This is a genomic window from Streptomyces sp. NPDC042336 (assembly GCF_055581985.1).
Map to the genome: position 1 here is coordinate 211,171 of NZ_JBVJEA010000001.1, position 25,973 is coordinate 237,143.

The following is a 25,973-nucleotide window of genomic DNA, read 5'->3' on the forward strand; positions in this document are numbered from 1 at the left end:
CTCCGGTGGGGACAGGCGCGGGTGATTCAGGTAGTTCACGGCCGGCTGCCTGGCCACCTGCTCCAGGACTCCGTCCGGCCGCCTCACACCGCGGCGGAACCACGTGCCTCCGAGGTCGAAGACGAGATGCGGGCGTTCCGCTGGGGTTGCGTGGATCAAGGCGGCCGGGTCGACCGGAGGGGCCACTAGTACTCCGCCAGTGAGTCGAACCGGCCGATGTCGACCCCCGTTTCCGAGACGGCGGCCCTGACTTCCGCGTCGATGAGCTTGAGCACGGTGCCGTCGTGGTCGAACGCCTCCGCGATGATCACCAGGTTGGGCGAGTTGGACGAGGCCCTGATCAGAAGCCAGCTGCGGTCTTCCAGTTCGAGACGGATTCCATTGATCCGCCTGATGTTCGTGACGCGCTTGCCGGCGAGGCTCTCCCGCTGCTCGAAGTACGCGGCCAGCTTGTCCACCGCGGCGTACTTCGTCTCGTCCGACGCGTAGGGCTGGCGGTTGGGGGACGAGAAGGACCTCGGGAGCGCCGCCAGCTTGTGCGACAGGCTCCACTCCTCGCCGGTGGCCTTCGCGCTGCACAGCATCCAGAGCAGCGCGAGGGCGGCTACGCAGGCGTCGTCGTAGCCGTGGCCGAGGGGTTCGCTGAAGAAGAAGTGTCCGCTCCTTTCGAACCCCGCCACCGCCCCGGCCTCGGCGACCTTGGCCTTGACGTAGGAGTGGCCCGTCTTCGCCCAGACCACGTCGCTGTTCAGCTCGGACTCGTAGAGAGAGGTCGACTTGACGTCGATGACGAAGGGGCCGGACGAGCCCTGCCGCTCTTCGAGGAACTTCGCGATGACGAGCCCTACCCGGTCCGCGAAGACGAGGTTCCCCCGGTCGTCGATGACGCCCAGCCGGTCACCGTCCCCGTCGAAGCAGAGCCCGACGTCGGCTCCGCTCCCGGCGACGAGGGACTCCACCGAACGAAGGAAGGGAACGCTCTCGGGATTCGGGTTGAAGTGGGGGAACGTCCAGTCCGGCTCCACATTCCCCGGCACGATCTCGAAGCCCAGCTTCTCGAGGACCTGCGGGGCGAAGAGGCCGGCCGTTCCGTTCCCGGTCTCCACCGCGACCTTGATGCGCGGCAGTCCCCGGAACCGCTCGGTCCAGGACTCGACCAGGCTGTCGATGTAGTTGTCGCGGGCGTCCGCGTCGAACGTGTAGGAGCCGGCCCGGGAGCCCTTCGTGTCCTCGGCCCGGCCCTCCAGCGTGAAGGACGCGAAGTCACGCATTTCCGCGGGGCCGAACGTGGACGCCTTCCGGTGCCCGATCTTGACCCCGGTCCAGCCGTTCTCGTTGTGGCTGGCCGTCACCATGGCCACGCAGGGGACATCCCGTGCGAACTGCGCGTGGTAGGCGCCGGGAGTGGTGGTGAGGCCGATGTCCACGACGTCCATTCCGGACTGGAGCAGCCCGACCACCAGCGCGTTCTTCACGTTCTCGGAGTAGCTCCGGAAGTCGTGGCCCACCACGATGCGCCGGCCGGCGTCGAGCCGGTCGGCGAGGAACCTGCCGAGGTGGAGTCCGAGGGTGCGGACCCCCACGTAGTTCAGACCGACGGGCGTACCGTCACCGGTCGGTTCGATGACCCAGCGTGCGTCGTACTCGCGGAATCCGGTGGCCGCCATGAGCGCTTCCCGGAAGTACCTGTCCGAGTTGTAGGTGTCGTTCATCTATGCATCGCCTTGGGGGGTCGCCGCGCTGAGTGCCCGGAGGTGTTCGAGTGGGAAATCAAGGATTAAGCGTCTGGGCATGAATCCGCTTCTGGACAGGTCGAACGAGAACGTCTCCCCGTCGCGTTCCAGGGTGAGGTGATCGTGTTCCGACTCGATGGAGTGCGGTCCGGAACGCTCGATCACCAAGGCGGCGAGACCGGTCAGGTCCTCCTGCCGGAAGCGGCCGGTGATGTCCACCCATTCATCGGTCTGGAGGTCGAACGGCCAGTGCGCTCTGATCACGACGTCCTTCTCGTCGGCGAGGATGTCCACACCCCCTCGACCGGATGAGGGATGCGGAGGATTGTGTTCATGCTGCTCCCGCTTCTTCGGAGCTCGAGGCTCACCCCGCAGCCCGGACAGTGACCTCGCCGTCACTCAGAGTAACGAGGTCGTGTTGGCCACTATACTGTCTGGGCCGCTCGCGGCCAGCAAGGTTCCTGGTCGGCGCCGAGCGCGCAATCCCCCTTTCCCTGCTGCGTGTTGGGGCATGCGCGTCTCGGATGCCGCCCGCGGTGGCCGCGGCGTGACGTGCCTTGTCTAGGCTGGGCCGCACGCAGGACCGCGCAGGCAGGAGACCCGCACATGGCAGACCGCAAGCCCATCGAGTCATGGCTCACCGACATGGACGGGGTCCTCATCCACGAAGGCGTGCCGATCCCCGGCGCCGACGCCTTCATCAAGAGGCTCCGCGAATCCGGCAAGCCCTTCCTGGTGCTCACCAACAACTCGATCTACACCCCGCGGGACCTGCACGCCCGGCTGCGGCGCATGGGCCTGGAGGTGCCGATCGAGTCCATCTGGACCTCGGCGCTGGCCACCGCCAAGTTCCTGGACGACCAGCGGCCCGGCGGCTCGGCGTACGTCATCGGCGAGGCCGGCCTGACCACCGCCCTGCACGACATCGGCTACATCCTCACCGACCACGAACCCGACTACGTGGTTCTCGGCGAGACCCGCACCTACTCCTTCGAGGCCATGACGAAGGCGGTACGCCTGATCAACGCGGGCGCCCGCTTCATCTGCACCAATCCCGACGAGACGGGCCCCTCCACCGAGGGACCGCTCCCGGCGACCGGCGCGGTGGCCGCCCTGATCACCAAGGCGACCGGCAAGCAGCCGTACTTCGCGGGCAAGCCCAACCCGCTGATGATGCGCACCGGGCTGAACGCGATCGGCGCCCACTCCGAGACCAGCGCGATGATCGGCGACCGCATGGACACCGACGTGCTGGCGGGCATCGAGGCCGGCATGCAGACGTACCTGGTGCTCACCGGCCTCACCCGGCCCGAGCAGGTCGAGAACTTCCCGTACCGCCCGTCCCAGGTGGTCGACTCCATCGCGGACCTCGTCGAACGGGTCTGAGCCGAGCGCGCCCGAGCCGCCCGGCGCCAAAACGTGTCGGTCCCCCGCATGACCCGATCGGAGTAACCCGGCCCCCGTGCGGGATGCGGGGGCCGGGTCCTCGGGGGAGCCTCCAGGTAACTGGAGGTACACGATGGGCTCACTGAAAGTCACACTCTGTGCCGGGGCGGCGCTGGCCACCGCGCTGTGCGCACCGGCGGCCCACGCCTACGCGGCGGACGGCGGCGGTGTCTCCGTGACACCGGCCTCGCCCGCCCCCGGCACCGACGTCACGCTCCGCGTACCCGACTGCACCGAGAAGACGGCCGTCGCCGTGTCCGCGGCCTTCGAGTCGGACGTACGGCTCAGCCTGGCCGCGGGCGACGGGGTCCTCGTCGGCTCCAGCCGGGTGCGCACCACCGTGCGGGCAGGTGCCTACGCCGTGCAGGTCAAGTGCGGCGACCGCGCCCGCAAGGGCACGATCACCGTCGAGGAGAACCGGCGCCCGGACACCAGGCCGTCCGCACCCGCCTCGCCCGTCGCCCCCGTCGACGCGGGCGGCGGCGGCACCGCGCGGCTGGCCGCCGCCGACAGCGCGGAGCAGGCCCGCTCCGAGCCTCCCGGCACCGCGCACACCGTGACCGGCCTGGTGCTCGCGGGCATCGCCGCCGTCGCCGTGGCGCTGCGCGGCGTCCGCAGCCGGAGCCGCAGGACGGACTGACCATGTCCGAACAGGACGCGCGGGCCACCGCACCCGACACCGCACCGACCACCGCACCGTCCGTCGCCCCCGGCGGCCGCCTGGTGACCGGCATCGCCTGGGCGGTGCTGCTCCTCGGGCTGTGGCTGTGGGGCCGCGAGGCCACCGACGTGCGCGAGGGCATATCCCGGCCGGCCACCGGCGACATGGCGGCGGCCGGCCGGCCCCCCGACGTCCCCCTGCCGCCGGCCCACGCACCGCTCGGCGACGCCCGGCCGCAGCGGCTGGACGTCCCCGGACTCGGCATCGACGCCCCCGTCGTGGCCCGCGGCCTCGACGGCAAGGGCGCCATCGAGCCCCCGCCCTTCGACCAGCCCGGCGCCGTCGGCTGGTACGCGGCCGGCGTCACCCCCGGAGCGGTCGGCACCGCCCTGATGGTCGGCCACGTCGACACCGAGACCCGGCCCGCCGTCTTCTACGAGCTGAGCACCCTGGAACCCGGCGAGACGATCCGGGTGGTCCGCGACGACGCCGAGGTCGCCGAGTTCACCGTCGACGACGTCCAGGTCCTCACCCGCGACGGCTTCGACGCCCAGCAGGCCTACGGGCCGCGCGACTCCGAACGCGCCGAACTCCGCCTCATCACCTGCGGCGGCACCTTCGACCGCGCCACCGCCGGCTACACGGCCAACGTCGTCGTCTCCGCCTACCTGACCGGAACCGCCTCCTAGCACAACCCCACCGCCCCCGCCCGGGAACCGCGTGGGGGCAGTGGGCGTATGTCAGGATTGAGCCTCGGAACAGTGCACCAGGGGGGTTGGATGTACGGCAGCAAGCCGGCCGGAAACGTGTCCAGGAGGCGAGCTGCGGCGACTGCGGCGCTGGGGGCGGCGGCCCTGCTGCTCGCGGGCTGCTCCTCGTCCGGCGACGGGGACGACGACAAGGGCGCGGGCGCCGGGATCACGCAACAGCCCAAGGAGACCGACCCGTTCTGGGTCAACCCCGACGGCACCGCGGCCCGGCAGGTCGCCTCCCTGACCGAGGCGGGCAAGAAGGACCAGGCCGAACAGATCCGCAAGATCGCCCAGCAGCCGACCGGCGAGTGGATCAGCCCGGAGAACCCCGAGGAGCAGGCCCGCGGCTTCACCGAGGCCGCCGACGAGGCCGGCCGCACCGCGCTGCTCGTCCTCTACAACATCCCGCACCGCGACTGCGGCCAGTACTCGGGCGGCGGCGCCGCCGACGGCGACGCCTACCGCTCCTTCGTCGACGGCGTGGCCAAGGGCATCGGCGACCGTGCCGCCACCGTCGTCCTGGAACCGGACGCGGTGCTCCACCTCGTCGACGGCTGCACCCCGCAGGAGTTCCACGAGGAGCGCTACGACCTGCTCAAGGGCGCGGTCGACAAGCTCGGCGCCCTGAAGAACACCAAGGTGTACCTGGACGCGGGCAACGCCGGCTGGGGCCACCCCGACCAGATCTTCGACCCCCTGAAGCGGGCCGGCATCGACCAGGCCGACGGCTTCGCGGTCAACGTGTCGAACTTCTACCGCACCGAGGACTCCATCGCCTACGGCAAGCAGCTCTCCGCCAAGGTGGGCGGCAAGCACTTCGTCATCGACACCAGCCGCAACGGCAACGGCCCCTACACCGAGGGCGCCTCCGACGAACGCTGGTGCAACCCCCCGGGCCGGGCCCTCGGCGAAACCCCGACGACGAAGACCGCCGACCCCCTCGTGGACGCCTACCTGTGGGTCAAGCGCCCGGGAGAGTCCGACGGCGAATGCAAGGGCGGCCCGAAGGCGGGGGAGTGGTACCCCGAGTACGCCCTGAAACTGGCGCAAGGATAAACGCCCTACGGGCGCGGGGCCGTGACATGTGCGGCTACCGCCGCGTGGGCGCGGTCAGCCACGACGCCACCCGCGCCCGACAGCGCACCCGGGAGCGCTACGGCACCCGCACCCACTCCGCCTTGCTGGGCGTCCCCTCCCCGTCGGTCACGAACATCATGTACCACCCCGACTGCACCAGGTTCCTGCCCTCCGGCACCGTCACCGTCAGCTTGTCCCCGTCCGCCGTGAAGTCCAGCGCGATGGACCGCTGATCCACGTCCGTGACGTGAGTCGACGCGCTCGGCCGGATCAGCCGCACCTTCTTGACCGTCGACGCCGCCCGCGACGTGAACGTCCCCGACTCACCGCGCGCGATGGTCTGCGGCCCGCCGGACAGGTCCGGCCGCGAGTCCCGGTACAGGTACGGCGGCGTGTATATCTCGATCCGCTGCTCGAACTTGCCCGGCTTGGTGTTGGCCTTGTCGGCGTAGAGCGAGTCCGAGCCGAAGAACATCAGGCGCCCGTCGGGCAGCAGGATCGAACCGGAGTGGTAGTTGCGTCCCACCAGCGGATCGGCGACCCGCTCGAACGCGTTGGTGTCCGGGTGGTACAACCGCGCCTGGAGGATGTTGGAGTCACCGCGGCCGCGGTAGTCCTCCGAGCCGCCGGAGACCAGCACGCTGTCGTCGGGCAGGACCGAGGCCTGCGGATAGCGCGTGCCCTTCTCCAGTGACGGCCCGTCCACGAACTTCGGGTCGTCCGCCTTGAGGTCGGCGATCCGGGTCTTCTCGCTGGACAGCTCGGACTCGCCGACCCCGCCGCCGCCGATCACCATGTACTTCTCGTCCTGCGCGGGCGGCAGCAGCACCGTGTTCGCCGTCTCCAGCATGTTCGCGTCGCTCATGCCGGGGACCTTGGTGAACTTGTTGGTCTCCACGTCCCAGATGCCCGGGGTGCGGCCCACGTCGTCGGGGCCGTAGCCGGCGTTCGCACCCGAGTAGAAGACCTTGCCGTTCTGCATCAGGAACAGCGCCGGGTACGTCGGGAACTGGCGGACCTTGTCGGTGTAGGTCCACTGCTTGGTCTCCGGGTCGTAGACCTCGTTCTTGCCCGGGACCAGCTGGCCGATGTCGTCGAGGCCGGAGACGCTGAGGATCTTGCCGTCGCCCAGCGTGGTGAGCGTCGGGTACCAGCGGGCCTCGTGCATCGGGTCGACCTTGATGTACTTCTCGGCGACCGGGTCGAACTCGAAGGCGTCCCGGATGCCCTGGAAGTCCTTCTTGTCGAGGGCGAGCTTCTGCGCGATGCCGTAGGTGTTGCGGGCGTCGGCACCCGACAGGCCCTGGACGCGGTAGTTGTCCTCCGTGCCCGTCTCGTACTTGCTGCCGCTTCGCTGCGCCTCGACGTAGATCCGGCCGAGCCCCGGGTCGTTGCGCAGGAACTCGCCGGTCGCCGGGTCGAAGACCTTCGTCGCGCGAGGCACCAGGACCGGGTCCTTGGAGACGAAGGTCTTGCTGTTCTCCTTGCCGGTGAACCTGGTGCCGGCCGGCAGGGTGATCGGCTTGTCCGGGTTCTCGTTGTGGACGACCATCAGGCCGCCGGCCTTGGTGACGTCGCCCTTGAGCTTCTCGTACCGCTTGGTGCCGCCCGCGATCAGCAGGTTGCCGTTGGCGAGCTGGGTGTGGCCGGTGCAGAACAGGTCGGTGGGCGTCGGCACCTTCTTGACGGTGCCCTTGACGGGGTCCCAGATCCGGGTGTCGTACTGCTTGTCGTCGGAGTTGTCCTGGTTGTTGCCGGACCCGGCGACCATCAGCACCTTGCCGGTGCGCAGCAGCGCCGCGTGGATGGTGTTCTGCCGGTACTTCTCGGGAAACTCGATGATCTCCCACTTGCCGTTGGCGGCCTTGTACTCCGGCTGGTTGATCTTGTACTGGTGGTATTTCTCGGTCCCGAAGCGGTAGAGCCACGGCCCGTTCATCCCGGCCAGCGCTAGTACCACCGCCGTACCTATCGCGAAGCGACGGGCGCGGCGGCGGCCGGCACGGTCTTTCATTCCTTACGTCCCCCAAGTCCACCAAGGGCGATCTGCATGGTCTGGTCGTCGCCCCCGTCGGCGGAGGCGGCCCAGCTGGGCTTCTGCTGCGGCGCGTGCTGCCCGTACGGCGCCTGCTGCTGCGGCGGGACCGGCGGCGCGGGCTCCGCCGCCGCGACCGGCGGCCGCTTCTTCGCCTTCCTCAGCTCGTGGCGCCAGGCGAACATCGGCGACGCGGTGATCAGCAGCGCGAAGGTCGCCCAGATGATCATCGCGGGGTGCGAGTGGCCGAGGACGATGCCGGCGGCGATCGAACCGGCGAAGATCACGATGAAGTACCAGTGGTACCGGAAGGTCCCGAACAGGGTGTCCGGGCTGGCCGAGTCGCCCTTCGGGGTCACCACGAACTTGCTCTTGCGGCGCAGCACGGAGTCGATGAGCGCCTTGGCGTACAGCGGCGCCGACAGCGCGGACATGATCATGCCGGCCACACCGCCGGAGCCCTCCGGCTCGTGCGGCGAGACGTTGTGGCGGCGGTTCCAGACGTACAGGCCGATCTGGAGCGCGGAGGCGTTGCCGTACAGCATCAGCCACACCGCCGGGTCGATGTTGACGCCGGAGGCGCCCAGGCCCAGGAACAGGCAGCAGCTCAGCGCCGCCAGGATCCAGTTGAGGGCCGACATCGGGTAGAAGATGATCATCATCGTGTAGTTGAAGAGCTTGCTCGGCGGCAGCGAGTACCAGCCCTTCCAGTACTGCTTGAGGATCGTCTCGTACGTCCCTCGCGACCAGCGCATCTGCTGGGTGAAGAAGTCCGTCCAGGCGTTCGGGCCCTCGCCGACCGCGAGCACGTCCGGTGTGTACACCGAGCGCCACTTGCGGCCCGTGGCCGGGTTCTTGTGGCGGTGCATCTCGAAGCCGGTCGCCATGTCCTCGGTGATCGAGTCGTACAGGCCGCCGATCTGCTTGAGCGCCCTGATGCGCACCGCGTTGGAGGTGCCCACGAACATCGGCCCGCCGTAGCGGTTGCCGGCGCGCTGGATCAGCGCGTGGAAGAGGAACTGCTGCGACTCGGCGGCCTTGGTGATCGGGTTGTCGTAGTTGCCGTAGACCTGCGGGCCGATGACGAAGCCGACGTCCGGGTCGCGGAAGAAGCCGAGCATCCGCTCCAGGTAGTTGGGCAGCGGCACGTGGTCGGTGTCGACGGAGGCGAAGAAGTCGTAGTCGTCGCCGTGCGCCTCCAGCCAGGCGTTGTAGTTGCCGTGCTTGGTCTTGGCGCGGTGCGGGCCCTTCTTCCGGTTCCACTTCGCGACGCCCTTGCGGGAGAAGTGGTGCACGCCCAGGCGCGCGCACACCTCCTTCACCTCCGGGTCGTCGCCCTCGTCGAGGAGCCAGACGTGCATCAGACCGCGGTGGCGGATCTTCACGGCCGCCTCCAGGGTCTTCGTCACCATCTCCAGCGGCTCCTTGCCGGGCACGAAGGAGGTGAGGAAGGCGACCCGGGTGCCGGTCTCGGGCACCACCGGGACCGGGTCGCGGGCGACCAGGGTGGCGTGTGCGTTCGACAGCACGTTCAGACAGCGGAACAGCTCGATCAGGCCGATCGCCACGAGCATCACGATGTCGAGCGCGGGCAGCCAGTCGAAGGCCACGTAGTCGCGCTCGGTCCAGTGCTCCGGCTGGAGCAGCCAGACCAGCAGCACCACCGACAGCAGCGGGGCGGCGGCCAGCATCAGGGCGACCCGGATGCGGTGCGGCTCCTGCGAGATCAGCGAGCGGTACTGCACCCGGTACGGCTTGTTCGGGTCGGGCTGGGTGAGGGGGCCCGCGAGGCGGCTGTAGTGCTCGTAGTCGTACTTCGGGAGCGTCTTCTTTATCCGGCGGAACGAACCGGTGTTCCAGTTCCGGTGCCCGGGCACCCGGAGCTGGGTGGTCTGGGACGGGTCGTGGTCCGGCCCGGCGCCCGTCGGCGTCGACGTCATGAGTCATTCCCCCCACACGCGGGTCATGCGTGTTTCGTCGCTTCCTTCGCCTGCTCCGGTCCCCCTCGACCGTCACGGACGTCACAGTGGCGGGTCACTGTCACCACGGCATCCACACCTTATATAGACATGGAATGGCAGCCCCCGGTTGCATGATGCCCCCCTCGGCACCCGGCCCCCCAACCGGACCAGGGTTCTACGGCGTTCGTCATGATCGCAAGACGTCCCGGCGCGGGATACACCGAAGGCCCCCCGTGTGATACGGAGGGCCTTCGACTGTCGGTGCGCCGCCAGGGACTCGAACCCCGGACCCGCTGATTAAGAGTCAGCTGCTCTAACCAACTGAGCTAGCGGCGCCTGCTGACCTGCACGACTCTACCCGATGCCGACCGGTGCTCCGGACCACCGCCCGCGGCCCCGCCCGCCGTCCGCGTCCGCCTGCGTCCGCCGGGTACATCATTCGGACCGTCAACATGCGCGTACGGAAGACAGTTGCGAAACTGGCCGACATGTACCGAAGTGCACCGCCGCGGACCTGCCCGTCGGGAGTGTGAGGGGAATCGCAATGGAGACTCCCGTATTCGAGGAGATCGAGCCCGCGAGCGACTGCGACTGCGCCGGCTGCCGTCACTGGCGGCGCGTTCTGCCGCACGCCCCCGCAGGGCGCGCGCTCGCCCATCCGGCGGCGTACCGCGCGCTGGTCGTGGCCACCGCCGCCGCTTCCGCCACCGCCGTGTCCGCCCTCGGCGCCGGGCAGGCGGCGGCGCTCCCCGCGGCCGCGCACGCCCCCCAGCGGCCGGGCGCTCCCGCCGGTGACGAGCCCGGCACCCCCCAGGGACCCCGGGGTCCGCTGCACGGCACGACCGGCCGGCCCGCGGCGCCCCCGGCCGGTGCGGAGCTGGCCGGCGTCACCCGTGCGGAGATCATCGAACGGGCCGGCACCTGGGTGGCCGCGAAGGTGCCGTACAGCATGACCGCCTACTGGTCCGACGGTTACCGGCAGGACTGCTCGGGCTTCGTGTCGATGGCCTGGAAGCTGCCCGCCAACGAATGGACCGGCAGCCTCGCCACCGTCGCCGACCGCATCACCAAGGAGGAGCTCCAGCCCGGCGACATCCTGCTGTACCACAACGCGTCCGACCCCCAGGAGGGCTCCCACGTGGTGATCTTCGGCGGCTGGACGGACGGCACGCACACCGCCTACACGGCGTACGAGCAGACCCCGCCGCACACCCGCAAGCTCGACACGCCCTACGCCTACTGGAGCAACTCCGCCAAGTACCTGCCCTACCGCTACAAGGGGGTCACGGAGGGCAAGACGGGCACGGCGGGTGCCGAGGACGCGCCGCGCGGGGCGGCGGGCCCGGCCTCCCACGGGGTGGCCGGATATCCCGGCCGGGCGATGTTCGGTCCGGGCGCGGACAACCCGTACGTCACCCGGCTCGGCAGGCAGCTGGTGAAGAAGGGGTTCGGCACGCACTACACGAAGGGACCGGGTCCGCGCTGGGGCGAGGCGGACCGGCGGGGTGTCCAGGCCTTCCAGCGCGCCCAGGGGTGGCGCGGCGGAGCGGCCGACGGCCACCCGGGCCCGGAGACCTGGCGGCGGCTCTTCTCCTGACCGCACCGGGGTGATCACCCGTTCATGACGCGTCTGGCGCGGAGGCTGGAGCACGCATGAGTACGACATCGTCGACGAATCCGGAGACCACGGCGACGGCACCGGAGGAGCCCGCGGCGGCCACCGGTCAGCGGTCCGTCCGGCTCATCCACAACGAGGCCACCACCGAGATCCCGGTCCACCTGCTGTTCCGTGACGACCCCGACCCGGCGCCGGTGCCGCTGCCGACCGCGGTCGTCGCCAGGCGGCAGGGGACCGGGGAGCGGCCGGGCGAGCGGCGGAGCACCCGGCGCCCCGTCGCCGCCCGGCCGCGCCCCGCGCCCCGGGTCGACCCGGAACTGACGGAACGTCCGGCCCGGGTGCTGCCCGGCGCCGCGGGCGTGGCCGCCGGTCTGTGCGGGGCGGCCGGGTGCGCGGCCACCTCCTGGTGGGCCGGTCTGGTGCCGCCGCTCACGGCCCAGGCGCTGGGGCTGCCGGTGTACGCGGGCGCCGGGCTCGGCCCCGCGCAGTGGGCGGCGTACGCGGCGGCGGGGGCGCTGGGGATGTTCGGTTTCGGCGGACTCGCCCGGGGCCGGACCGGACGGGCCTGGGTGCTCGGTCTGTTCGGCCGCTACCGGGGGACGGTCCGGCGCACCGGCCTGATGTGGGTGAACCCGCTGCTGCTGCGCCGCCGGGTGGACGTGCGGCTGCGGCACTGGCGCAGCGAGCCGATGCCCGCGGCGGACGGCAACGGGGTCGCGCTCAGGGCGGTGACGCTGGTGGTGTGGCGGGTGCGGGACACCGCGAAGGCCACGCTGGGCGTCGAGGACCACGAGACGTATCTGCGCGAGTGCGTCGAGGCGGCGCTGGCCCGGGTCCCGGTGGAGCCGCTCGGCACGGTCCGCAGCTCGGCGGACGTGGCCGGCGACACGCTGACCCGGCTGGTGGCGGCGGACGCGGCGCCGGTCGGCCTGGAGGTGTTCTCGGTGCGGCCGGTCCGGGTGGAGTACGCCCCGGAGGTCGCCGCCGCGATGCACCGGCGCCGGATCGCCGCGCTGGACGCGGCGCAGCGGGCGAGCGTGCTCACCTCGGTCGTGGACTCGGTGGAGGACACGGTGACCCGGCTGACCATGCGCGGGCTGGTCGAACTGGACGACTACGAGCGCAAGGTGCTCGTGAAGGACCTGACGGTGGCGTTCTGCGCGGGACGCCGGGACACGGGGGCCTGACCTGCCCGGTGCGGCCGGGCAGCCCGTTCCACCTTTGGTATGGACATGTTCAACTCACGGCAATAATCTGAACTTGGTCTAGACCTGCACGGCTCACTGAACTTCCCCACACGTCACAGGGAGCAGCAGTATGCGCACAAGGACCAAGTTGTACGCGGCCGCGCTGGGCATGGCGACCACCGGAGCCCTCGTCCTCTCGTCCGGCGGCGCCAGCGGTCACGGCTACACCGACCTGCCCGTCAGCCGGCAGAAGGTGTGCCAGAACGGCACGGTCGGCGGGTGCGGCGCCATCCAGTGGGAGCCGCAGAGCGTCGAGGGACCCAAGGGCTTCCCGGCCTCCGGGCCGGCCGACGGGCAGATCTGTTCTGCGGGCCACGGGTCGTTCGCCGCGCTCGACAGCCCCAAGCAGCCGAACGGCCAGGCGTGGCCGACCACCAAGGTGAACGGCGGGCAGAGCTACACCTTCCGCTGGCAGTTCACCGCCCGGCACGCCACGACCGACTTCAAGTACTACGTCACCAAGCCGGGCTGGAACCAGAACCACAACCTGTCCCGGTCCGACCTCAACCTCACCCCGTTCTTCACGGTGCCCTACGGCGGCAAGCAGCCCCCGGCCACCCTCTCCCACAGCGGCACGCTGCCGTCCGGGCTGAGCGGGCACCACGTGATCCTCGCGGTGTGGACCGTCCACGACACGGGCAACGCGTTCTACGCGTGCTCGGACGTCACCTTCTGAACGGGTGCCCTGAACGGGCGAAGGGCCCCCTCGTCGAAACGAGGGGGCCCTTCCGCTGTGCGCCGCCAGGGACTCGAACCCCGGACCCGCTGATTAAGAGTCAGCTGCTCTAACCAACTGAGCTAGCGGCGCATGACTCCCGCCGTCCGCTTCCCGCAGTCGGCGACGACGAAAATACTACCCGGTCCCGAGCAGTGCTCGTGACCAGTCCCGGACCGGTCGCGGCACAGGCCCTAGATCGCCAGGGACAGCAGCACCGGGGCCGCGCTCCGGTTCAGCTCGTCCGCGGCCCGGCGCAGCCGGTGGGCGTGCTCGACCGGGAGCGACAGCGCCAGACAGCCCACGGCGGAACCGGCGGTGATCGGGACGGCCGCGCAGACCGTGCCCACCGCGTACTCCTGGAGGTCGAGGACGGGAACGGTGGCCGGCTGGGACTCCAGCCGGGACAGCAGCAGCTTGTCGCTGGTGATCGTCCGCGAGGTCAGGCGGGCCATCCGGTGCCGGGACAGGTGGTCGCGGCGGCCCGCGTGGTCCAGCTGGGTCAGCAGGGACTTGCCCACCGCGGTGGCGTGCGCGGAGACGCGGAAGTCCACCCACTCGTTCACCCTGGGCGTGGCCGGGCTGTCGGCGTACTGGGTGACGCTGACCTCTCCGTCCATGTACCGGCTGATGTAGACGGCGGCGCCCACCGAGTCGCGCAGCCGGTCCAGGGTGCGCTGGAGCTTCTCGCGCAGGGCCTGCTCGCGGCCGTGGGCCGAGCCGAGGCGGGCCAGCGCCTCCCCGGTGACGTACGCGCCGTCGGCGGTCTGCTCGACGTAGCCCTCGCGGCGGAGCATGCGCAGGAGCGGGGTCAGCCGCTCCCGGTCGAGGCCGCTCCCGCGGCCGATCTCGGTATCGGTGACACCGGAGGTGTGCCGCGCCACCGTCTCCAGCACGCGCAGGGCGTCCTGGGCCGAGTGGTGCGGCGCGGTCGGCTGGTGCTGCAGCGCCACGGTGGTCTCCCCCTGCGCTCGCTGGTGCGTCCGTGCGTTCACGATAGCCGCCAAGCGGCCACTCGGGAGGGGGTGTTGACCGGATTTCGGGGCCCTCATCTGCGGCGCAGGCCCACTGGCATATGCCTCCGGCCTGCCCCAACGTCGCGACCTCGGGCGTTGGGGCAGGCGCGGTGCGCAATTACAGGACCGCGCTGAGAAACTCCCGCGTCCGGTCGTGCTCCGGCTCGCTGAAGATCTTCTCCGGCGGACCGGCCTCGATGACCCGGCCCGAGTCGAACATCAGGACCTGGTCCGAGATGTCCCGGGCGAAGTTCATCTCGTGGGTCACGCAGAGCATGGTGATGTCGGTGCTGCGGGCGATGTCCCGCAGCAGGTCCAGGACGCCCGCGACCAGCTCCGGGTCGAGCGCCGAGGTGACCTCGTCGAGCAGCAGCACCTTCGGGCGCATCGCCAGCGCCCGGGCGATCGCCACCCGCTGCTGCTGGCCGCCGGAGAGCTGGGCCGGCCGGGCGTCGCACTTGTCGGCCAGGCCCACCATGTCGAGCAGGCCCTTGGCCCGCTCCACCGCCTCGTCCTTGGACATCCCGAGCACCGTGACCGGCGCCTCGGTGATGTTGCGCAGGACGCTCATGTTCGGGAACAGGTTGAACTGCTGGAACACCATCCCGATCTGCTTGCGGACCTCGCGCCGCTCCTTCTCGGTTGCCGGGAAGAGCTTCTGCCCGTCCACGGTGATCGTGCCCTCGTCGGGCTTGAGGAGCGTCATCAGCAGCCGCAGGATCGTCGTCTTGCCCGAACCGGACGGGCCGATCAGGGTGACGTGCTTGCCGGCGTCGACGGAGAAGTCCAGGTGGTCGAGGACGGTGTTGTCCCCGAACCGCTTGGTGACCTGCTCCAGGCGTATCAGCTCGCCGGAGCTGCGCTCGGGGCTTTTCTCGGGGTTGGGAAGAGTGTCAGTGGGCAAGGCGTCGCTCCAGGGCTCGCAGGGCAAGGGAGGCCAGGTAGGAGATGATGATGAAGGCCACGCCGATCACCGTCAGGGGCTCGGTGAACTGGAAGTTCTGCTGCGAGAACAGCCGTGCCTCGCCGAGCATCTCCAGCACCGTGATCGCCATCAGCAGCGGCGTGTCCTTGAGCATGGAGATCACGTAGTTGCCGAGGGCGGGCACCACGCGGCGGATCGCCTGCGGCAGGATGACCGCCGTCCAGGTGCGCCTCAGCGGCAGGTTCAGCGCCGTCGCGGCCTCCCACTGGCCGACCGGCACGCCCTCGATGCCGGCCCGGTAGACCTGCATCGTGTACGTCGAGTAGTGCAGGCCGATGGCGACCACACCGGTGGTGAGCGCCGAGAAGGTGATGTTCCACTCGGGCAGCACGTAGAACAGGAAGAACAGCTGCACCAGCAGCGGGGTGTTCCGGACGAACTCGGTGACCACACCGACCGGCCAGGTCACCCAGCGGCTCGGCACCCGCATCAGCAGCGCCCACACCAGGCCGAGACCGAAGGAGACCAGCGAGCCGAGGACCAGGATCTGCAGGGTGACCAGCAGACCGTCCCAGAAGTGCGGCATGAAGTCGGAGACCGCGCTCCAGTCCCATTTCACGACACACCACTTCCCTCAGGCACGCGCACGGCCGCCGTCTTCTTCGCCGGAGCCTTTCCGACGCCCGCCTTCAGCTTCTTCTCCAGGCCGCGCATCACCCGCGTGAGCAGGAACGCGATCACGAAGTAGATCAGCAGGACGTACGTGTAGATCTCCGCGCTCTCCTGGAGCGCCAGGCGCACCAGGTTGGCGCTGAAGGCCAGGTCGCCCATGCCCATGATTGAGACCAGGGCGGTGCCCTTGAGCAGTTCGATCAGCAGGTTGGAGAAGGGCGGGATCATCTCCGGCACCGCCTGCGGCAGCAGGATCAGCTTCATCCGCTGCCAGGGCGTGAAGCTGAGCGCGATGCCGCCCTCCTTCTGCGCCGGGTCGACCGCGGCCAGCGCGCCGCGCACGATCTCGGAGCCGTAGGCCCCGTAGGTCAGACCGAGCGCCAGCGTGCCCGCCCACATCGGCACCAGCTGCCAGCCGAAGGCGGGGGGCAGCACGAAGAAGACCCAGAAGATCATCACCAGCGCGGAGGTCCCGCGGAACACCTCGGTGTAGAAGCCCGCGAGGAAGCGGACGATCCACAGCCGGTGGGTGCGCGCGATGCCGACCACGAAGGAGACGGCCGCCGCCAGCAACGAGCTGAAGAACAGCAGCTGGACGGTGACCCAGACGCCCTGGAGTACGAGTTCCCACAGTCCCGAGGTCATCCGCCGCAGAGCTCCTTCGCGGTCAGATCGGTCATCTCGTTCTGGGTGAAACCGAAGGGCTTGAGGATGCGCAGCAGTTCGCCGCTCTTCTTGAGCTTCTGCAGCTCGACGTTGAAGGCGTCCCGCAGGTTGGTCTCGTCCGGACGGAAGGCGAAGGCGCCGCCGTCGACGTGCGGTTTGCCGTCGACCAGCGGTGCGAAGGCCTTGGTCGCCTCGGCCTTGCTGGACTTCTTCACCACGTCCCGGACGGTCAGCGCGGTCCCCGCGAAGACGTCCACGCGCCCGGACTCGACGGCGTTGAGTCCGGCCACCTGGTCGGGGACGATCAGGATGTCGTCCTCCTTGTACCCGTGCTCCACCGCGTAGGCGATCTCGGCGTAGCCGGTGCCGGTCGCGAACTTGGCCTTCTTCTTGACGACGTCCCGGTAGTTGTGCAGCCCGAGCGGATTGCCCTTGCGCACGATGTACGCGTCGAGCATCTGGTAGTCGGGGTCGGAGAAGATGACCTGCTCACAGCGCTCGGCGTTGATGTACATCCCGGCCGCCACGACGTCGAACTGCTGGGACGCCAGGCCCGGGATGAGGGAGCCGAACTCCGTCGGCACGGGCTGCACCCGGTCCACTCCGAGCCGCTTGAAGATGACCTTCGCCAGCTCCGGGGCCTCGCCGGTCAGCTCGCCGTTCTTGTCGATGTACCCGAAGGGGACCTCGCCCGCGATGCCGAGCCGGGCCACGCCCTGGGCCCGCAGCCGGTCGAGCAGGTCGCCTCCCTTCACGTCGGAGGCGGTGGCCACCCGCGAGCAGCCGGCCGCCCCCAGCGCGCCGAGCGCCGCGACCCCCGCGAGCAGCGACCGGCGAGTGGGCCCGGCTGTCCTGGGCCTTTGGTCGGATATACCCCATGGAGGGGTTCTGTGTGGTGGAGCCATGGGCGCGCAGCTACCCGAAGGCGGGCAGGTTATGCCGATCTTTTTCAGTCCGATACATCGGCCCGGCGCCCTTGACCGCGGGGCCGCGGGGCACTGCCATGGAGGGCATGGCTGATCGCTTCATCGAAGTCTCGCTGGTCAAGCGCAAGATCACCTGCACGGCCCAACTGCTCGACGAACGGGCCCCGGTCACCTGCGCGGCCGTCTGGGACGCGCTCCCCCTCGGCGGCGACGTGTACCACGCCAAATACGCCCGCAACGAGATCTACGCCCTTTTTTCGCCCTTCGCGACATCCGAACCTCCGCTGGAGAATCCGACGGTCACCCCCATTCCGGGCGACTTGTGCTATTTCGCCTTCGCGGGTGCCGAGTTGGGCACGAAGGCCTACGGCTACGACCGCGAGGTCCGCCCCGGCACCACCCTCGTCGACCTCGCCCTGTTCTACGAACGCAACAACCTGCTTCTCAACGGCGACGTGGGCTGGGTCCCCGGCACCGTCTGGGGCCGCATCACCGAGGGCCTCGACACCATGGCCGAGGCCTGCAACGACCTGTGGCGCACGGGGGCGGCGGGGGAGACGCTCAGCTTCCGCCGGGCACCGTAGCTGCGGGCAGTCGTGCCGCCGGGGCGGCACGGGCGGGCGCTGGGGGTACCTCCCAGGCCGTTCAGGCACTGGGGGAGGCGCCCGGCCGGCGCCGGTCGGCGCCCCCTGCACCCACACCCACGCCGGTCACTACTGGACCGGCGTACCCGCTGCCCCCGCCCCGTACAGCGCGTGCGCGGCCCGCAGCACCAGGTCGTCCCGGTGCCGCGCCGCGACGATCTGCATCCCCACAGGCAGCCCGTCCCCGTCCACCCCCACCGGCACGGTGCAGGCCGGCTGCTGCGTGAGATTGAACGGATACGTGAACGGCGTCCACCCCGTCCACCTCCGATGCCGCGATCCCTTAGGCACCTCCACCCCCGCCTCGAACGCCGTGATCGGCAGCGTCGGCGTCACCAGCACGTCGTACTCCTGGTGGAAGGCGCCCATCCGCCGCCCCAGCTCCATCCGGACGTCCACCGCCGCCAGATAGTCCAGCGCCGAGTACCGAGTCCCCGCCCCGACGATCTCCCGCAGCCCCGGGTCCAGCAGCTCCCGCTGCCCGGCCCGCAGATGCTGCACCACCCGTGCCGCCCCGCTGAACCACAGGGTGTGGAAGGCGCCCACCGGGTCGGAGAAGTCGGGGTCGGCCTCCGTCACGTACGCGCCGAGACCCGCCAGCCGCTCCACCGCCCGCCGTACCGCCCCGGCCACCGCCGGACGCACCGCCACCTGCCCGCCGAGCGAGGGCGAGTACGCCACCCGCAGCCCCCGCACCACGCCCGACAGGGCCTCGGTGTACGACCCGGGGGCCGGGCCCAGCGCCGACCAGTCCCGGGCGTCCGGGGTGCCGATGACGTCCAGCAGCAGCGCCGCGTCCGCCGCGTCCCGGGTCATCGGGCCGACGTGCGCGAGCGTGCCGAACGCACTCGCCGGGTACAGCGGCACCCGGCCGTACGTCGGTTTCAGGCCGAAGACGCCGCAGAAGGACGCCGGGATGCGCACGCTGCCGCCGCCGTCCGTGCCCAGCGCCAGCGGCCCCGCCCCGAGCGCCAGCGCCGCCGCCGCGCCCCCGCTGGAACCGCCCGCGGTACGGGACGGGTCGTGCGGGTTGCGGGTGACGCCGGACAGGGGCGAGTCCGTCACGCCCTTCCAGCCGTACTCCGGGGTCGTGGTCTTGCCGACGAACACCGCGCCGTGCTCGCGCAGCCGCGCCACGGACGGCGCGTCCTCGTCCCAGGGACCGTCCGCGGAGACGGCCCGGGAACCGCGCAGGGTCGGCTGACCGCGCGTCAGCAGGATGTCCTTCACCGTCACCGGCACCCCGTCGAGAAGACCGCACGGCTCCCCGCGGCGCCACCGCTCCTCGGCCCGCCGGGCCTGGTCCAGCGCCTCCTCACCGGTCAGCCGGACGAAGGCGTTCACCTCCGGCTGGATCCGCCCGGCCCGCTCCAGGACCGCCCGGGCCGCCTCGACGGGGCTGAACTCGCCCTTGCGGTAGCCGTCGACGAGCTGTACGGCGGTCAGCTCGGTGAGGTCGGTCATGTGGCACCCTCCGCGGGTCGGAGACGTCGGCGACGTCAGTGTCCGGGCACGTATCCACGCTCTTTGTCGACCACGTTGGCCAGCGGTCCGCCCGCCGCCCAGCTTTCGAACAACTCCACGAACTGCGCGCCCAGTTCGTCCCGCCAGCCGATCGTGTCCCCGCTCATGTGCGGCGAGACGATCAGCTCCGGCACCTCCCACAGGGCGCTGTCCGGAGCCAGGGGTTCGTGGCTCAGCACATCCAGGGCGGCGCCCGCGATCCGGCGCGCGGTCAGCGCCTCGACCAGGTCCTCCTCGACGACCAGCCCGCCGCGCCCCACGTTCACGAACCGGGCGGAGGGCCGCATCAGAGCGAACCGCCGGGCGTCGAACATGCCGCGCGTGTCCTCGGTGAGCGGCGCCGCCGCCACCACCCAGTCGGCCCCGGCCAGCAGCCGGTCCAGGTCCTCGGGGCCGTGCACACCGGGGCGCGCGGCGCGGCCGACCAGCGCGGTGGTGACGCCGAGTGCCTCCAGCGTGCTCGCGATCGCCCGGCCGATCGGGCCGGAGCCCACCACGCAGGCGCGTGTTCCGGCCACCCGCGTCGACTCGCGGTGCCGCCAGGTCCGCTCGCCCTGGAGGCGCAGCGTCGTGGGCAGGTCCTTGGCCATCGCCAGGACGAGCGCGGCGACGTACTCGGCGATCGGCCGGTCGAAGACGCCGCGCGCGTTGGTCACCACCGTGTCCGACGCGGCCAGCTCGGGGCACATCAGATGGTCCACGCCGGCGCTCGCCGTGTGCACCCAGCGCGGGCGCGGGCCGCCGCCGGGCCAGGCCTCGCGCACCGCGTGCGAGGTGAAGTCCCACACCAGCAGGACGTCGGCGTGCGGCAGCCGCTCGGCCAGCGTCGCCGCGTCGGCGTGCTCGATCCGGGCCCGGCCGGTCAGCCGACCCAGCCGGGGCGGCGGCTCGGCGTCCAGGACGAGGAGGGTCGGCAGGGGGGCCGGCGCGGGCGCGGACGGGGACGTGGTCATCGGCGGCCTGTCTCCGGTCGGTGGAAGCGGGGCGGTTCGGTGGTGACGCGGAAGTTAACCGGCTGTTGACCTGGGAGTGACGCGGGCGGATTGACCACGCTCGCACCGGAACCTACCTTCGTCAACACGGCCGTGCGTAACGGTGCGTTGCCCTCTCCTTCCTCAGTGTGAGGCCGGTGCGTGCCATGGACATCTCCTTTCTCGGCGGACCAGCTCCGCAACGCGGGGTCGGCGTGGTCGCCCCGTTCGACTTCGCACTCGATCGCGAGCTGTGGCGATGGGTGCCCGACGACGTGTCACTGCACATGACACGGACTCCCTTCGTGCCCGTCGAGGTCAGTCTGGACCTCGCCCGGATGGTCAGCGAGCACGAGACCCTCGGCGAGGCGGTGCGCACCCTCAACGCCATCGCGCCCGAGGTCGTCGCCTACGCCTGCACCTCCGGCAGCTTCGTCGGCGGCATCGCCGGGGAACGCGCCATGTGCGAGGCGATGACCTGGGCGGGCGCGGTCCCCTCCGTCACCACCTCGGGCGCGCTGCTCGACGCGCTGACCGAGCTGGGCGTACGCCGGGTCGCGCTGGTGACGCCGTACACCGTGTCCGTGACCCGGGCGCTGGAGGCGTACGTCGCCGAGGCCGGCGTCACCGTCACCGGCTGCGCCTTCATGGGACTGACCCGGCACATCTGGCAGGTCCCCTACCGCGAGGTGGCCGACATGGCTCGTCGGGCCGTGCCCGCGCCGGGAGCGGCGGACGCCCTGTTCATCTCCTGCACCAACCTCCCCACCTACGACGTCATCCCGCAGCTGGAGGCCGAGCTGCGCATACCGGTGATCTCGGCCAACCAAGTGACGATGTGGGCGGCACTGCGCCGACTGGGTACCCCTGCGGTGGGGCCGTACCAGGCGCTGACCGATCCGGCCGCGCGCCTCGGCCCCGCGGTGACGGGTGCGGCCGGTCCCGCGGTGGTGGGACCCGCGGGTCCCGTCGACCCCGCGGTGGCGGGCCCGGTCGGACCCGCGGCGGCGGACATGCCGGGCGTCGGTGACGGCCCGGACACGGAACAGCAGCAGGAAGGGTGGACATGACAGCACTGGGATTCCTGTACCCGGGCCACTCCGGCGAGGACGACTACCCACGCATCGAGCAGCTCCTGGGCAGCGACATCCGGGTGGACCTGGTGCACACGGACATCGGCGAGGACGCCCACCGGGTGGACGCGCTCCTCGAGATGGGCTCGCCGCAGCGCCTGGAGGCGGGCGTGGCCGAACTGCGGCTCGCCGGCGCCGACGCCGTGGTGTGGGCCTGCACCAGCGGCAGCTTCGTGCACGGCTGGGACGGCGCCCACGCACAGGTGCGCGCCCTGGCCCGGGCGGCGGGCCTGCCGGCCTCCTCCACCTCCTTCGCCTTCGTGCACGCGGCGAAGGAGATCGGGGCGCGGCGGGTGTCGATCGGCGCGACCTACCCGGACGACGTGGCGCGGCTCTTCGCGGACTTCCTCGGCGCCGCCGGCCTCGAGGTGACCGACGTCGTCGGCTCGGGCGTCATCACGGCGGCGGAGGTCGGCACGTGGACCGAGGAGGAGGTGCTGGCGCTGGCCCGCGCCGCCGACCGCCCGGAGGCCCAGGCGGTGCTCCTGCCGGACACGGCCCTGCACACGGCGGCTCACATCCCGGCCCTGGAGAAGGACCTGGGCAAACCGGTCCTCACCGCGAACCAGGTGACCGTCTGGGAGGGCCTGCGCCTGGCCGACCGCCGGGTCAACGCACCGGAGCTGGGCGCGCTGTTCACGCGGGAGCCGGTGGTGCAGGCCTGAGAGGGCGTGACACGGAAGAACCCCGGTCCGCGAGTGCGGAACCGGGGTTCTCGTCGAGCGCTGGGCAGGCCTTGCACCTGCATTTCCCCACGGGAAGTGGGGCGTCTTTCCTTGGACCACCAACGCAGTGCCCGCTGTGGGGAGTTGGTCCCCGTGATCAGGCAAGATGATCGTACCGCAGCTCCGGCCGGGGTGCACATCGGCCACTTCCCGTTCAGGTGGATGGACACCGATTGTGAACCTGAACAGTCGAGGGTGTGTCTGAACTCTTGTCAGCTCTCGAACGCCCCCCTATTCTCACGCCGAGAAAGCGCTTTCCGCCATCGTGTGATTGACATGATCACGCCATGGCGTCCGTTCCGGCATGTGAAGGCGAATGGGGAGACCGAGGATGAGACGACCAGTCGCGCTGCGACTCCAAGCGGCACTGGGCACGCTGGCCCTCGCGGCCGCGGCCGGTGTGGTGCTGACGATGCCCGAGGCGGCGGCAGCGGCCGGCGGCGCCACCGGCTACGCGACCCAGAACGGCGGCACGACCGGCGGCGCGGGCGGCCAGACCGTGCGGGCCACCACCGGCACCGCGATCCACCAGGCCCTGTGCGGCCGGGCCAGCAGCAGCACCCCGATCACCATCGAGGTCGAGGGCACCATCAACCACGGCAACACCAGCAAGGTGTCGGGCGACAGCTGCAACACCGCGGCCGACAGGATCGAACTCAAGCAGGTCAGCAACATCACGATCGTCGGGGTCGGCAGCGGTGCCGTCTTCGACCAGCTGGGCATCCACATCCGGGAGGCCAGCAACATCGTCATCCAGAACGTGACCGTACGGAACGTCAAGAAGTCCGGCTCGCCCACCTCCAACGGCGGCGACGCCATCGGCATGGAGAGCGACGTCCGCAACGTCTGGGTCGACCACTCCACCCTGGAGGCCTCCGGCGGGGAGTCGGAGGGCTACGACGGCCTGTTCGACATGAAGGACAACACCCAGTACGTGACCCTGTCCTACAGCGTCCTGCGCAACTCCGGCCGCGGCGGGCTGATCGGGTCCAGCGAGAGCGACCGCTCCAACGGCTACGTCACCTTCCACCACAACCTGTACGAGAACATCGACTCCCGCGCCCCCCTCCTGCGCGGCGGGATCGCCCACATGTACAACAACCACTACAAGAGCCTGAACGAGTCCGGCATCAACTCCCGGGCCGGCGCCAAGGCCAAGGTGGACAACAACTACTTCGAGGACTCCAAGGACGTCCTCGGCACCTTCTACACCGACCAGGCCGGCACCTGGCAGGTCAGCGGCAACATCTACGACAACGTCACCTGGTCCGAGCCCGGCGAGGACAACAACCCGGCCGGTCCCGACCCGAAGTCCAACACCACGGTGTCCATCCCGTACTCCTACACCCTCGACGACGCCTCCTGCGTGCCGTCCGTCGTGAGCGGTACGGCGGGCGCGAACAAGGGCCTGAAGGTCTCGGACGGCAGTTGCACGCCGCAGAGCCCGGACCCGACCGGCCCCACCGACCCGGACCCGACGGACCCGGGCCCCACCGACCCGACGGACCCGGACCCGACCGATCCGCCGAGCGGGACCAACCTGAGCGTCGGGGCCGGCTCGGACGGCTCCTCCAAGGCGAGCGGCACCAGCTTCGGCAACGTGCGCGACGGTGACCTCGGCACGTACTGGTCCCCGGCCGGCACGACCGGTTCCATCTCCGTCAAGTGGTCCTCCGCCACCACCGTCTCCAAGATCAACATCCGGGAGGCGGCCGGCTCCGAGGGCACCATCGGCGCCTACCGCGTCGTCAACCGCGACACCGGCGCCGTCCTGGCCTCCGGCACCGGCGCGGGCGTGATCGGCTTCTCCCCGGTCTCGCTGGAGAAGATCACCTTCGAGATCACCAGCGCCTCGGGCACCCCGAAGATCGCCGAGTTCGAGACGTACGCGGGCTGACGCGGCCCGACGGGCGGGGTGTGACCGGATCGCGGCTCCGGGCACGCCCCGCCCTCTTGCGCGGGCGCGGGACAATGGACGGTGGCCCACTCCACCGGAGTGCCCCCGCACCCGGGGACGGGCCGTCGTTCCGTACGAGGAGGAGAAGACATGGCGGAGCCCACGCCGCGTCGGCACGAACCGCGGCTACGCCCCGCGCCCCTGCTCTTCGAGCCGGCGGAGGCGGCCGCCGATCCCGAGCACTTCTTCGACCTCGAGTCGATCGACGACCCCCGGGCCCTGCTGGAGCGGGCCACCGAGCTGACCCAGGCGTTCCGCGCGGCGGCGGACCGGGCCATGGAGTTCCAGGCACTCGCCGCGGCCCAGTTGGCCGATCCGAGGCGGTTCGACCGGCTGACGACCGCCGACATCGCCGAGCGCGCCGAGTGGACCGAGGACTACGCCAAGAAGATGGTCGAGTTCGGGCGGGACCTGATGCGCGGCGAACCGGCCGAGTGAACCGTTGGCCGGTCGGCCGGGCGCCGGTCGGCCGGTCGGCAGAGCAGCCGGGGCGCATATGCCAGGAGGGTGGGCAAGATACTCCCCTCGCGGCCGTCGTGTCCCGGTTTCCGGTAACCCACCGGAGTGGACCCCGCACGCCCGGTAGACATGGGCGGCATGAGCAGCACACGCAACGCCACGCCCCACGTCTCGCACGTCACCTCGGACGGCGCCGCCTGGCTGGCCTCGGCGGGCGCGTACCCGCGCAGCACGCTCTCGCTCTGGGAGGAGCGGCCCGACGCCCCGGTCGTCCTGCCCTGCGGTTCCGCCTTCGACGTGGTGAGCGCTCCCGCGATCTTCGGCCGCCGGATGCTGGACCGGCTGTGGGACGACGGCCCGGGATCGGGCCCGGTGGCGGAGTTCCGCGGCCGGATGCTGCTGTTCGCCGCGCCGGGCACCGCGCAGCGGCTGCCGTCGCTGCTCGACTGGGAGGAGTGGAGCGCCCGCGGCCGGGAGAGCGGCCGTACCGGCGAGGTGCCGCCGCTGCTGTGCCACGGCGCGGGGGACGCGGTGACCGTACCGGCCCCCGCGGGGGCGCCTCCGCGCTCCGGGTCCCGCTGGCTGGTGGCCCCGGACACCCGCCAGCCGTGGCTGCCCGGCCCCGAGATCCTGCTCTGGGCGGCCGTGCGGGCGGCCCGCGCGGCGGTGCGGATTTCGATTTTTCCTCCCGCCGACCAGGGTGCTAAGGTCTACGACGTCAGCAGGCGCCGCTAGCTCAGTTGGTTAGAGCAGCTGACTCTTAATCAGCGGGTCCGGGGTTCGAGTCCCTGGCGGCGCACGATGGCGATGGCGAGGCGTGTTCGCGGAAAGCGCGAACCTCCTCGCCATCGTTGTTTTTGCGCGGCTTCGCCGCGCGTTGTGGGGGCTTCGCCACCCACACCCCCCCGGCGCGCGGTGGCTGGGGTGCGTGGTTCGTCTCAGGGTTTGCGTGGGCCGGGGGTGCTGGGCTCGCGCGGGTGTCTGCGTGGGCCGGGGCGTGGGGCTCGGCCGCGTGGGCCGGGGGTGCTGGGCTCGCCTGGGTTTTGGTGTGGGACTGGGGTGCGTGGTTCGCCCGGGGTTTGCGTGGCCCCGGTGGGTGGCCCGGGCGGG

General features: G+C 70.9%; 24 protein-coding genes and 3 tRNA genes. 14 read left to right on the forward strand and 13 right to left on the reverse strand.

Annotation, left to right across the window (positions count from 1 at the left end; translation table 11 throughout):
* Window positions 1-185: 185 nt before the first annotated feature.
* Both ACZ6IM_RS00975 and ACZ6IM_RS00980 read right to left on the reverse strand, forming a co-directional pair.
* Entirely contained in the window at window positions 186-1,712 is a 1,527-nt protein-coding gene (locus tag ACZ6IM_RS00975; protein WP_052841634.1) for a phosphohexomutase domain-containing protein, read from the reverse strand.
* The gene (locus ACZ6IM_RS00980; protein ID WP_469553581.1) at window positions 1,713-2,027 is read right to left on the reverse strand and encodes a hypothetical protein; all 315 of its coding nucleotides are present in this window, start codon (window positions 2,025-2,027) and stop codon (window positions 1,713-1,715) included.
* 312 nt (window positions 2,028-2,339) lie between these two features.
* Between ACZ6IM_RS00980 and ACZ6IM_RS00985 the strand changes: the two genes are divergently transcribed.
* From ACZ6IM_RS00985 to ACZ6IM_RS01000, 4 genes are all read left to right on the forward strand, one after another.
* A complete protein-coding gene (locus ACZ6IM_RS00985; protein WP_052841632.1) occupies window positions 2,340-3,119 on the forward strand; it encodes an HAD-IIA family hydrolase in 780 nt (259 codons plus the stop codon).
* Window positions 3,120-3,252: 133 nt separating this feature from the next.
* Window positions 3,253-3,819 (forward strand): hypothetical protein, encoded by a 567-nt coding sequence (locus tag ACZ6IM_RS00990; RefSeq protein WP_052841631.1) that lies wholly within the window; start codon window positions 3,253-3,255, stop codon window positions 3,817-3,819.
* A gap of 2 nt (window positions 3,820-3,821) precedes the next feature.
* Entirely contained in the window at window positions 3,822-4,529 is a 708-nt protein-coding gene (locus ACZ6IM_RS00995) for a class F sortase (RefSeq protein ID WP_469553584.1), read from the forward strand.
* Between the two features lie 90 nt (window positions 4,530-4,619).
* Window positions 4,620-5,648, forward strand: coding sequence for a glycoside hydrolase family 6 protein (locus ACZ6IM_RS01000; protein WP_469553586.1), 1,029 nt, complete (start codon window positions 4,620-4,622; stop codon window positions 5,646-5,648).
* Between the two features lie 97 nt (window positions 5,649-5,745).
* Here ACZ6IM_RS01000 and glxA read toward each other — a convergent pair whose 3' ends face one another.
* The 3 genes from glxA to ACZ6IM_RS01015 form a co-directional block, all read right to left on the reverse strand.
* A complete protein-coding gene (glxA, locus tag ACZ6IM_RS01005) occupies window positions 5,746-7,683 on the reverse strand; it encodes a radical copper oxidase GlxA (protein ID WP_469553588.1) in 1,938 nt (645 codons plus the stop codon).
* Window positions 7,680-9,644 (reverse strand): glycosyltransferase family 2 protein, encoded by a 1,965-nt coding sequence (locus ACZ6IM_RS01010; protein WP_469553590.1) that lies wholly within the window; start codon window positions 9,642-9,644, stop codon window positions 7,680-7,682. Before ACZ6IM_RS01010 ends, glxA begins: the two co-directional genes overlap by 4 nt.
* Window positions 9,645-9,927: 283 nt before the next feature.
* A tRNA-Lys gene (locus ACZ6IM_RS01015) sits at window positions 9,928-10,001 on the reverse strand.
* 208 nt (window positions 10,002-10,209) lie between these two features.
* On the opposite strand from ACZ6IM_RS01015, the gene ACZ6IM_RS01020 reads away from it, so the two are divergent.
* From ACZ6IM_RS01020 to ACZ6IM_RS01030, 3 genes are all read left to right on the forward strand, one after another.
* Window positions 10,210-11,262, forward strand: a complete 1,053-nt coding sequence (locus tag ACZ6IM_RS01020) for a peptidoglycan-binding protein (RefSeq protein ID WP_052841627.1) — start codon at window positions 10,210-10,212, stop codon at window positions 11,260-11,262.
* Between the two features lie 56 nt (window positions 11,263-11,318).
* The gene (locus tag ACZ6IM_RS01025) at window positions 11,319-12,470 is read left to right on the forward strand and encodes an SPFH domain-containing protein (protein ID WP_052841626.1); all 1,152 of its coding nucleotides are present in this window, start codon (window positions 11,319-11,321) and stop codon (window positions 12,468-12,470) included.
* 130 nt (window positions 12,471-12,600) lie between these two features.
* A complete protein-coding gene (locus ACZ6IM_RS01030; protein ID WP_052841625.1) occupies window positions 12,601-13,206 on the forward strand; it encodes a lytic polysaccharide monooxygenase auxiliary activity family 9 protein in 606 nt (201 codons plus the stop codon).
* Window positions 13,207-13,264: 58 nt separating this feature from the next.
* On the opposite strand, the gene ACZ6IM_RS01035 is transcribed toward ACZ6IM_RS01030, so the two are convergent.
* The 6 genes from ACZ6IM_RS01035 to ehuB all read right to left on the reverse strand — a co-directional run bounded on the left by ACZ6IM_RS01035 (window position 13,265) and on the right by ehuB (window position 17,429).
* Window positions 13,265-13,338 (reverse strand) — tRNA-Lys (locus ACZ6IM_RS01035).
* 101 nt (window positions 13,339-13,439) lie between these two features.
* Window positions 13,440-14,198 (reverse strand): IclR family transcriptional regulator, encoded by a 759-nt coding sequence (locus tag ACZ6IM_RS01040; protein WP_469553593.1) that lies wholly within the window; start codon window positions 14,196-14,198, stop codon window positions 13,440-13,442.
* A 181-nt stretch (window positions 14,199-14,379) separates the two neighbouring features.
* Window positions 14,380-15,165, reverse strand: coding sequence for an ectoine/hydroxyectoine ABC transporter ATP-binding protein EhuA (gene ehuA, locus ACZ6IM_RS01045; protein ID WP_052841623.1), 786 nt, complete (start codon window positions 15,163-15,165; stop codon window positions 14,380-14,382).
* Window positions 15,155-15,805, reverse strand: a complete 651-nt coding sequence (gene ehuD / locus ACZ6IM_RS01050) for an ectoine/hydroxyectoine ABC transporter permease subunit EhuD (RefSeq protein WP_052841622.1) — start codon at window positions 15,803-15,805, stop codon at window positions 15,155-15,157. The genes ehuA and ehuD overlap by 11 nt, the downstream gene beginning before the upstream one ends.
* Window positions 15,802-16,503: an ectoine/hydroxyectoine ABC transporter permease subunit EhuC gene (ehuC, locus tag ACZ6IM_RS01055; protein WP_052841621.1), complete on the reverse strand. Its 702-nt coding sequence runs from the start codon at window positions 16,501-16,503 to the stop codon at window positions 15,802-15,804. The genes ehuD and ehuC overlap by 4 nt, the downstream gene beginning before the upstream one ends.
* Window positions 16,500-17,429, reverse strand: a complete 930-nt coding sequence (gene ehuB, locus ACZ6IM_RS01060) for an ectoine/hydroxyectoine ABC transporter substrate-binding protein EhuB (RefSeq protein ID WP_469553597.1) — start codon at window positions 17,427-17,429, stop codon at window positions 16,500-16,502. Before ehuB ends, ehuC begins: the two co-directional genes overlap by 4 nt.
* 107 nt (window positions 17,430-17,536) lie before the next feature.
* Here ehuB and ACZ6IM_RS01065 point away from each other — a divergent pair, with 107 nt between their 5' ends.
* Window positions 17,537-18,034, forward strand: coding sequence for a DUF3830 family protein (locus tag ACZ6IM_RS01065; RefSeq protein WP_469553599.1), 498 nt, complete (start codon window positions 17,537-17,539; stop codon window positions 18,032-18,034).
* Between the two features lie 129 nt (window positions 18,035-18,163).
* Here ACZ6IM_RS01065 and ACZ6IM_RS01070 read toward each other — a convergent pair whose 3' ends face one another.
* Entirely contained in the window at window positions 18,164-19,558 is a 1,395-nt protein-coding gene (locus ACZ6IM_RS01070; RefSeq protein WP_469553601.1) for an amidase, read from the reverse strand.
* 35 nt (window positions 19,559-19,593) lie between these two features.
* Window positions 19,594-20,571: a D-2-hydroxyacid dehydrogenase gene (locus ACZ6IM_RS01075; protein WP_469553603.1), complete on the reverse strand. Its 978-nt coding sequence runs from the start codon at window positions 20,569-20,571 to the stop codon at window positions 19,594-19,596.
* A gap of 185 nt (window positions 20,572-20,756) precedes the next feature.
* Between ACZ6IM_RS01075 and ACZ6IM_RS01080 the strand changes: the two genes are divergently transcribed.
* The 6 genes from ACZ6IM_RS01080 to ACZ6IM_RS01105 all read left to right on the forward strand — a co-directional run bounded on the left by ACZ6IM_RS01080 (window position 20,757) and on the right by ACZ6IM_RS01105 (window position 25,662).
* Window positions 20,757-21,659 carry a maleate cis-trans isomerase family protein gene (locus tag ACZ6IM_RS01080; RefSeq protein WP_469553604.1) on the forward strand — a complete coding sequence of 301 codons (903 nt, stop codon included), beginning with the start codon at window positions 20,757-20,759 and terminating at the stop codon, window positions 21,657-21,659.
* The gene (locus ACZ6IM_RS01085) at window positions 21,656-22,387 is read left to right on the forward strand and encodes a maleate cis-trans isomerase family protein (RefSeq protein WP_469553606.1); all 732 of its coding nucleotides are present in this window, start codon (window positions 21,656-21,658) and stop codon (window positions 22,385-22,387) included. Before ACZ6IM_RS01080 ends, ACZ6IM_RS01085 begins: the two co-directional genes overlap by 4 nt.
* Window positions 22,388-22,778: 391 nt before the next feature.
* Window positions 22,779-24,344 (forward strand): pectate lyase family protein, encoded by a 1,566-nt coding sequence (locus ACZ6IM_RS01090; protein WP_469553608.1) that lies wholly within the window; start codon window positions 22,779-22,781, stop codon window positions 24,342-24,344.
* 150 nt (window positions 24,345-24,494) lie between these two features.
* Window positions 24,495-24,842: a hypothetical protein gene (locus ACZ6IM_RS01095; RefSeq protein WP_052841614.1), complete on the forward strand. Its 348-nt coding sequence runs from the start codon at window positions 24,495-24,497 to the stop codon at window positions 24,840-24,842.
* Window positions 24,843-25,001: 159 nt separating this feature from the next.
* On the forward strand, window positions 25,002-25,598 hold the full coding sequence (locus ACZ6IM_RS01100) for a bifunctional DNA primase/polymerase (protein WP_469553610.1): 597 nt from the start codon (window positions 25,002-25,004) through the stop codon (window positions 25,596-25,598).
* A tRNA-Lys gene (locus ACZ6IM_RS01105) sits at window positions 25,589-25,662 on the forward strand. Before ACZ6IM_RS01100 ends, ACZ6IM_RS01105 begins: the two co-directional genes overlap by 10 nt.
* Window positions 25,663-25,973: the final 311 nt, after the last annotated feature.

Coding starts and splice junctions, on each gene's coding strand:
- ACZ6IM_RS00975 (WP_052841634.1), bottom strand. CDS start 1,712: ATGAACGACACCTACAACTCGGACAGGTACTTCCGGGAAGCGCTCATG.
- ACZ6IM_RS00985 (WP_052841632.1), top strand. CDS start 2,340: ATGGCAGACCGCAAGCCCATCGAGTCATGGCTCACCGACATGGACGGG.
- ACZ6IM_RS00990 (WP_052841631.1), top strand. CDS start 3,253: ATGGGCTCACTGAAAGTCACACTCTGTGCCGGGGCGGCGCTGGCCACC.
- ACZ6IM_RS00995 (WP_469553584.1), top strand. CDS start 3,822: ATGTCCGAACAGGACGCGCGGGCCACCGCACCCGACACCGCACCGACC.
- ACZ6IM_RS01000 (WP_469553586.1), top strand. CDS start 4,620: ATGTACGGCAGCAAGCCGGCCGGAAACGTGTCCAGGAGGCGAGCTGCG.
- glxA (WP_469553588.1), bottom strand. CDS start 7,683: ATGAAAGACCGTGCCGGCCGCCGCCGCGCCCGTCGCTTCGCGATAGGT.
- ACZ6IM_RS01010 (WP_469553590.1), bottom strand. CDS start 9,644: ATGACGTCGACGCCGACGGGCGCCGGGCCGGACCACGACCCGTCCCAG.
- ACZ6IM_RS01020 (WP_052841627.1), top strand. CDS start 10,210: ATGGAGACTCCCGTATTCGAGGAGATCGAGCCCGCGAGCGACTGCGAC.
- ACZ6IM_RS01025 (WP_052841626.1), top strand. CDS start 11,319: ATGAGTACGACATCGTCGACGAATCCGGAGACCACGGCGACGGCACCG.
- ACZ6IM_RS01030 (WP_052841625.1), top strand. CDS start 12,601: ATGCGCACAAGGACCAAGTTGTACGCGGCCGCGCTGGGCATGGCGACC.
- ehuC (WP_052841621.1), bottom strand. CDS start 16,503: ATGACCTCGGGACTGTGGGAACTCGTACTCCAGGGCGTCTGGGTCACC.
- ehuB (WP_469553597.1), bottom strand. CDS start 17,429: ATGGCTCCACCACACAGAACCCCTCCATGGGGTATATCCGACCAAAGG.
- ACZ6IM_RS01065 (WP_469553599.1), top strand. CDS start 17,537: ATGGCTGATCGCTTCATCGAAGTCTCGCTGGTCAAGCGCAAGATCACC.
- ACZ6IM_RS01070 (WP_469553601.1), bottom strand. CDS start 19,558: ATGACCGACCTCACCGAGCTGACCGCCGTACAGCTCGTCGACGGCTAC.
- ACZ6IM_RS01075 (WP_469553603.1), bottom strand. CDS start 20,571: ATGACCACGTCCCCGTCCGCGCCCGCGCCGGCCCCCCTGCCGACCCTC.
- ACZ6IM_RS01080 (WP_469553604.1), top strand. CDS start 20,757: ATGGACATCTCCTTTCTCGGCGGACCAGCTCCGCAACGCGGGGTCGGC.
- ACZ6IM_RS01085 (WP_469553606.1), top strand. CDS start 21,656: ATGACAGCACTGGGATTCCTGTACCCGGGCCACTCCGGCGAGGACGAC.
- ACZ6IM_RS01090 (WP_469553608.1), top strand. CDS start 22,779: ATGAGACGACCAGTCGCGCTGCGACTCCAAGCGGCACTGGGCACGCTG.
- ACZ6IM_RS01095 (WP_052841614.1), top strand. CDS start 24,495: ATGGCGGAGCCCACGCCGCGTCGGCACGAACCGCGGCTACGCCCCGCG.
- ACZ6IM_RS01100 (WP_469553610.1), top strand. CDS start 25,002: ATGAGCAGCACACGCAACGCCACGCCCCACGTCTCGCACGTCACCTCG.